This window comes from Actinomadura napierensis, assembly GCF_039529375.1.
Taxonomy (GTDB): Bacteria; Actinomycetota; Actinomycetes; order Streptosporangiales; family Streptosporangiaceae; genus Spirillospora; species Spirillospora napierensis.
The window spans coordinates 1-6,481 of the sequence record NZ_BAAAMR010000215.1 but is presented as its reverse complement, the minus strand read 5'-3'; the positions used below and the strand labels follow the sequence as shown (position 1 = coordinate 6,481).

Sequence of the window (6,481 nt, the reverse complement as noted above, 5' to 3'; positions counted from 1 at the left end):
CGGACTCGCCGCGGGCGGCGGCGCGGACGGCGGCGGCGAGCTCGGCGCGCTGGGCGGCGGCCTCCTCGTAGCGCAGGTCGGCGGCGAGCCGGTCGATGCGGACCTGCGCGGCGGCCACGACGGGCCGCACGTCCCCCTCCATGATCGCGCGGGCGGTCTCGGCGTGCACGCCGTAGGCGTCCGGCGACTCGCGGCCGTCGCAGGGGGCGCCGCAGCGGCCGAGGTCGGCGAGCGCGCAGCTGCGGGCGCGGCCCCGCTCGACGATCCGGACGGTGAGCCGCTGGGTGCACTGGCGCAGCGGGACGGCCTCGTGCAGCGCCGCGCGGGCCTCCTCGGCCTGCCGCCGGGACCCGATGGGGCCGAGGTAGCGGGCGCCGTCGTCGCGGCACTCGCGGACGATCGACAGCCGCGGGAACGGCTCGGCGGTCAGCTTCAGCCAGATGGCCCGCTCGGGGAACTTGGACCGCCGGTTGTAGCGGGGCTTGTGCTCGGCGATGAGGCGCAGCTCGCGGACCTCGGCCTCCAGGCCGGTGGCGCACACGATGGTCCGGACGTTCTCGGCGAGCCCGACCATCTCGCGGACGCGCGGGCGGGTCTCCGAGCCGGTGAAGTAGCTGCGCACGCGGGAGCGCAGGTCGCCGCTCTTGCCGACGTAGAGGACCTCGCCGGCGGCGTCCTCGAACAGGTAGACGCCGGGGGTGCTCGGCACGTCGTCGGCGAGGTGGCGTTTGCGGCGCTGCTCGGGGGTGGGGGCCTTGGCGAAGCCGCGCAGCTCCTCCAGGGAGGTGACGCCGAACGAGCCGAGCCGCTCGATCAGGCCGTGCAGGACCTCGACGGTGGCGCGGGCGTCGGCGAGGGCGCGGTGCGTCGGCTCGGTGCGGGTGCGGAAGAACCGGGCGAGGGTGCCGAGCTTGCAGTTGGGGACCTCGTCCTTGCCGAGGACGCGGCGCGCGAGGTCGACGGTGTCGACGACGGGGAACGCGGGCCAGGCGTACCCGCCCGCGGCGCAGGCGGCCTTGAGGAAGCCGATGTCGAACGGGGCGTTGTGCGCGACGAGGACGCACCCGCGCGCGAACTCCAGGAACGCGGGCAGCACCGAGTCCATCCGGGGGGCGGCCGTCACCATGGCGGTGGTGATGCCGGTCAGCGCGGTGATGAACGGCGGGATCGGGCCACCGGGGTCGACCAGCGTGCCGAGCTCGCCGAGCTCCGCTCCCCCGCGCACCTTGACCGCGCCGATCTCGGTGATGGCCGAGTCGGCCGCCGAGCCGCCCGTGGTCTCCAGGTCGACCACCACGAAGGTGACCTCCGCCAGCGGGGTGCCGAGGTCGTCCAGAGTGCCCTGAACCGCCCGGATCTGCCGCTGGACCTCGTGCGCAGCCGTCATGCCGGCGACCGTAGAGCACGCCACCGACAGAAGTCGGGGCCGCTAGGGTTGGGGGCGCGCCGGCACGTCCCGCCGGGCGGGGGCCGCGGGGGACGGCTCGGGGGAGCCTGCACTCCCACGAGCGGGCGCGTTCCGTCCGATCGCCCGTTCGCGCTGGTTAGGGTGCACGGTGCTCGGGAAGAGACAGCCCACCGGCGCAGCCCGGAAGGAGCGGGATCATCGACAGCGGCCCCGAAGCGAGCCCCGGCGGCCCGGAGTCCGAGCGGCGCGCGGGTCGTCCCGGCGGGCCGCCTCCCGGGCGGCCGCTTTCCCGGCCGCTTCCGGAGCCGGTCCGGCTGAACGTGGTGGAGGCCGCCGCCGAGCTGATCGGCGCGCTGCCGCCGGACGAGGTACCGGTGCCGCTGCGCCGGTTCGCGCGGTTCGAGCGGCGCAAGCGGGCCAAGCTCGCCGGGCAGCACATCGCGGCGGTGCTGGAGAAGGACCCCGAGTTCCGGCGGCGGGTGGCCGAGCCGCTGCGCGAGGCGCAGCCCGACCTGGTCGAGGCGGTGGAGGGCGGGGACGTGCCGCCGGCCGCCGACCCGGTCCGGGTCGCGGTGCTGGCCTACCTGCTGCGCCCGGACGGCTGGGCCGGCCTGGTCGAGGCGGCCCGCGCGGAGCTGGAGCGCTCGGCGACGGCGTCGGAGGAGGAGGCCGCCGAGCGGCGGGTCGCGGCGCTGAAGGAGGAGCTGGCCGCCGCGCGGGCGGCGCGCGCCTCCGAGGTCGACAAGCTGCGCGCGGAGCTGCGCGACACCAAGGCGGAGGTCGCCGAGCTGCGCCGCAAGCTGCACGACGCGCGGACGCGGTACCGGGCCGCGCAGGAGCGCGCCGAGACGCTCGCGGCCGACACCGACCGGGAGCTGGCGGCGGCGCAGGAGGGCGCGGCGGCGGCCGAGAAGGAGCTGCGCCGGCTGCGGTCGCGGGCGGCGCAGGCGGAGGCCGCGGCGGAGGCGGCGAAGCGGGCGGCGCGCGAGGGCCGCAACGTCGACGACATGCGGCTGCGGCTGCTGCTGGACGCGCTGGTGGACGCGGCGCAGGGCGTGCGGCGGGAGCTGGCGCTGCCGTCCACGATCGCCCGTCCGGCGGACGCGGTGGGCGCGCTGGAGCCGGACCGGCTGGCGCACCGGGTGCTGCCCGGCCGGGCGCTGTCGGACAGCGACCCGCAGCTGCTGGACCGGCTGCTGACGCTGCCGCAGGTGCACCTGGTGGTCGACGGCTACAACGTGACGAAGACGGGCTACGGGGAGCTGCCGCTGTCGGACCAGCGGACCCGGCTGGTGTCGGGGCTCGGCGGGCTCGCGGCGCAGACCCGCGCCGAGGTGACGTGCGTGTTCGACGGCGCGGAGCTGGACGCGCCGGTGGCCATCTCGGCGCCGCGCGGGGTGCGGGTGCTGTTCAGCCGGCCGGGGCAGACGGCCGACGAGCTGATCGGCGAGCTGGTGCGGGCCGAGCCGGTCGGCCGGGCGGTGGTGGTGGTCTCCTCCGACCGCGAGGTGGCGGACTCGGCGCGGCGCGCGAACGCGCGGCCCTGCCCGTCCACGCTGCTGCTGCGCAGGCTCGGCAGGTCGTGAGGGCGGCCGGGAGGTCTCCCGGCCGGGATGTCCGCGGGTGCGATTCTCCGCCCGCGAGCTCGCCGGTCATGCGCTGAGTGATCTTGTGCTCACACAATGTGTACAAATCAGGTGGAAGTCAATCAGATAGTGACGAATTAGTTGTGACGGTTGTGGCCCATCGCTAATGTCGTCCGCTGACGTAGTGGACGAGAGGGGCGAATCCGACCGTGGCCAACGATCTCATCGGGAAACCAGCGCACTCGCGCGACCGGAGAGCCGGCTCGACGGGGATAGGGGTCACCCGCCGCCTGGCGGTCACCGCCTGCCTGGCGGCGACCGCTTCCTTCGCGTTTCCGCAAGTGGTGGCCTACGCCAAGCCGAAGCCCACCCACGCGCAGGCGCAGAAGAAGCTCGACCAGCTCAATGAGGAGATGGACAAGAAGGTCGAGCAGTACAACCAGAACAACGAGAAGCTGAAGATCGCCAAGAAGAAGCTGTCGGCGGCCAAGAAGGCGGCCACGGAGGAGCAGGCGTCCTTCGACAAGCAGCGCTCGGCGATCGCCCAGATGGCCGCGGACGCCTACAAGAACGGCGACTCCACGGACGTGACCGGGTTCGTCGGCAGCGGCGACCCGCAGTCCGTCCTGGACCAGGCCGCGGTCTTCACCCAGCTCTCGCAGCAGCGCAGCTCGCAGCTCACCCAGTTCCTGGCGACCGCGCAGCGGCTGCGCCGCGAGCAGTCGCAGGCGCAGAGCGCCTACGACGACGTCAAGAGCAAGCACGACGAGATCGCCAAGCAGAAGCAGGACCTCGACAAGAAGGTCCGGGAGGCGAAGAAGCTGGTCCAGCAGACCGGCGGCGGCGCCTCCTCCGGCGGTTCGAGCAGCGGGACGGGCGGCACCTACAACGGCCCGGCCAGCGGCTCGGCCCGGACGGCGCTCAACTTCGCCTACGCCCAGCTGGGCAAGCCGTACTCCTACGGCGCGACCGGCCCCGGCTCCTACGACTGCTCGGGGCTCACCATGAAGGCGTGGGCGGCGGCGGGCGTCAACATCACCCGCACCACCAACTCCCAGTGGGCGGCCGTCAAGCACGTGTCCCAGAGCAATCTTCAGCCCGGTGACCTGGTGTTCTTCAGCGGGCTCTCGCACGTCGGCATGTACGTCGGCGGCGGCAAGTTCATCCACGCCCCGCACACGGGCGACGTCGTGAAGATCAGCTCGCTGTCGGGCTACTACACGTCGAACTTCTACGGCGCGGGGCGCCCCTGACGATCTTCTGAACGGGCCCCGGCGCGGGCCCGTTCGCTCCCCCCACGACAACGGATCAGGGCTGACCTGGTCCGTTGTTGATTTTGTGGGGGTTTGCCTTCTGTTGGGGCTTTGGTACCTTGTCACCACTCACGGCGCCCTCCAGGCGCCATGGTCACGCGGCGCCCTCCAGACGCCGCGGCCCCACGCGGCGCACTTCGGTGCCCGCGCACCGGGCGGCGCGCCCCACGCGTCGTCCCCCAGGGCGGCACGACCCACGCGTCGCCCCGCGGCACCGGGAGAGCGTGCCGCACCGGTCTCCACCGAGACCCGGCCGGCCCGGCCCACCGTGCGCACGCCGGCAGCGTGCATGGCGCTGAGAGCGCGCCACGGCGGTCCACAGAGGGCTCCGGCCCCGGGCGGTTCCCCAGGACAGGGGGCCGCCGCCATCACAACATCAGCGCCGCTCTTTCGCACGCGGGACAAAGGGTCCCGCGCCCGGGCCCCATGACGCCCTCAGGATCGCAGCGGCAGCGCCGAGTCCGCGCAGACGGCGCGGAGCCGGGGACCCAATCCACCGGAAGTCCGGAGCATTCGTCCGGACGGGCATTCCGGTACCGGGGTGAATCGGCGAGCCTCTTCCCGCACGATCGGTGAGGGCCGCCGTAGGGCCACTTCCACGCCCGAACCCGTCAGCTAACCCGGTAGGCGTCTGGAAGAAGGAGTGAATTCTGTCCACCTACCCTCAGCAGAACGCCCCGCCGCGGCCGGATGACGGGCCCTTAAGGGCCTCCTAGCCGAACGGCGAAGTCTCTCCGGGCGCGTCCGTCCGCCGAGCGCACGGCCGCGCCCGACCTTCTCCCTCTCCGCGGGCGCCGCAAGTCGCGCCCCCTCCCGAGAGGACCCCCCAAACCGAACCGGCGTGCCCGCCCCCGGGCGCGCCACCGCCGAGTCCGCGCCGCCCCCCGAGGGCCGGCGCCGGAGCCGGGGACCCACCCATGTCCCGTCGGGGTGAATCGGCCTGCCCGCAGGCCGTAGGGCGGCTTCCACGCCCGAACCCGTCAGCTAACCCGGTAGGCGGAATGGAAGCCAAGGAGATCCCCCCGTGGCAGGCAAGCACCGCAAGGCAAGCCCCACCCCCATCGCCCCCAGCCCCATCGACCCCAGCCGCATCGCCCCCACCGCCATCGCCCTTCCCGCCGTCCCCGCGGACCTTCCCGCGGGCCCGGCGTCCGGCCGGCACCGCAGGCCCGGACGCGCCGCCATCGCCTGGCGCACCACCGGCGGCGTGATCGTCGGCGCCGCCGACCTCGGCACCGTCGCGGCGACCGCGCAGGCGTCCGTCCTGCCGTTCGGCGGCCCGGCGCCCGCCAAGCAGGCCGCGGCGGCCGACGTGCCGGCCGCGCGGGCGCCCCAGAAGCACGCCACCAAGGACGAGAAGGCGGCCGGCGAGAGGACGGCCAAGGCCGCGCCCCGCCGCGCGGCGGAGAGCGCGCCCAAGGCCGCCGCCCCGAAGGAACGTTCCAAGAAGTCCCGTCCCACCGCCGAGGCCGCCATCGAGCTCGCCCGCACCCAGGTCGGGCAAAGCCCCGACGGCGACGGCGACACCAAGTTCGGCGACTGGTACGAGAGCACCCGGCGCGCCAAGGAGACGGTCGCGCGCGACGGCGGATCCGTCCAGGAGTACAGCGACGCCGAATGGTGCGACATGTTCATCTCCTGGGTCGGCGACAAGCTCGGCTTCACCGACCAGATCGGCAGCGACGCCTGGACCGTCGCGCACGCCCAGTGGTTCCAGGACAACGGCCGCTGGGGCGACACCCCGAAGCCCGGCGCGATCGTCTTCTTCTCCTGGAGCGGCGGCAAGTCCAACGACGACATCCAGCATGTCGGAATGGTCGTCAAGGACGCCGGCGACGGGACGATCCAGACCGTCGAGGGCAACACCGGGAACTCCGTGCAGGTCAAGGAGCGTTCGACCGACGATGTGGTCGGCTACGGATACCCCGACTACGCCAAGTGACGGACCGGCGGCGAATGATCGCGGCGACACGGCTCCGATGACCCGGCCGCCCCGGAATGCTCAATAGGATCGCGCGCATGGAGGACGGCCCAGGACAGGACGGCTCCGCCGAGGACGCCGGGCGGGACGCCCCGGACGCCCGGCGGGGCGGTCCGCCGTCCGAGCCCGGCCCGGTGACGCGGCGCCGGGCGCTCGCGCGCGGCGCGGGCGGCGTCGCGCTGCTGGCCGGGGT

The 6,481-nt window shown here is 74.1% G+C and carries 4 protein-coding genes and 2 riboswitches; of the genes, 3 read left to right on the top strand and 1 reads right to left on the bottom strand.

The window, feature by feature from the left end:
- Positions 1-1,387: DEDD exonuclease domain-containing protein (locus tag ABD296_RS48525; protein ID WP_344285040.1), on the bottom strand; the 1,387-nt coding region annotated here is incomplete at its 3' end.
- Positions 1,388-1,731: 344 nt separating this feature from the next.
- On the opposite strand from ABD296_RS48525, the gene ABD296_RS48520 reads away from it, so the two are divergent.
- The 3 genes from ABD296_RS48520 (at position 1,732) to ABD296_RS48510 (ending at position 6,249) form a co-directional block, all read left to right on the top strand.
- Positions 1,732-2,994: an NYN domain-containing protein gene (locus tag ABD296_RS48520; protein WP_344285037.1), complete on the top strand. Its 1,263-nt coding sequence runs from the start codon at positions 1,732-1,734 to the stop codon at positions 2,992-2,994.
- A gap of 341 nt (positions 2,995-3,335) precedes the next feature.
- Positions 3,336-4,247, top strand: a complete 912-nt coding sequence (locus tag ABD296_RS48515; protein WP_344285034.1) for a C40 family peptidase — start codon at positions 3,336-3,338, stop codon at positions 4,245-4,247.
- Positions 4,248-4,750: 503 nt separating this feature from the next.
- A riboswitch (cyclic di-AMP (ydaO/yuaA leader) is annotated at positions 4,751-4,952 on the top strand.
- Between the two features lie 240 nt (positions 4,953-5,192).
- A riboswitch (cyclic di-AMP (ydaO/yuaA leader) is annotated at positions 5,193-5,320 on the top strand.
- An 11-nt stretch (positions 5,321-5,331) separates the two neighbouring features.
- Positions 5,332-6,249 carry a CHAP domain-containing protein gene (locus ABD296_RS48510; RefSeq protein WP_344285032.1) on the top strand — a complete coding sequence of 306 codons (918 nt, stop codon included), beginning with the start codon at positions 5,332-5,334 and terminating at the stop codon, positions 6,247-6,249.
- Positions 6,250-6,481 lie beyond the last annotated feature (232 nt).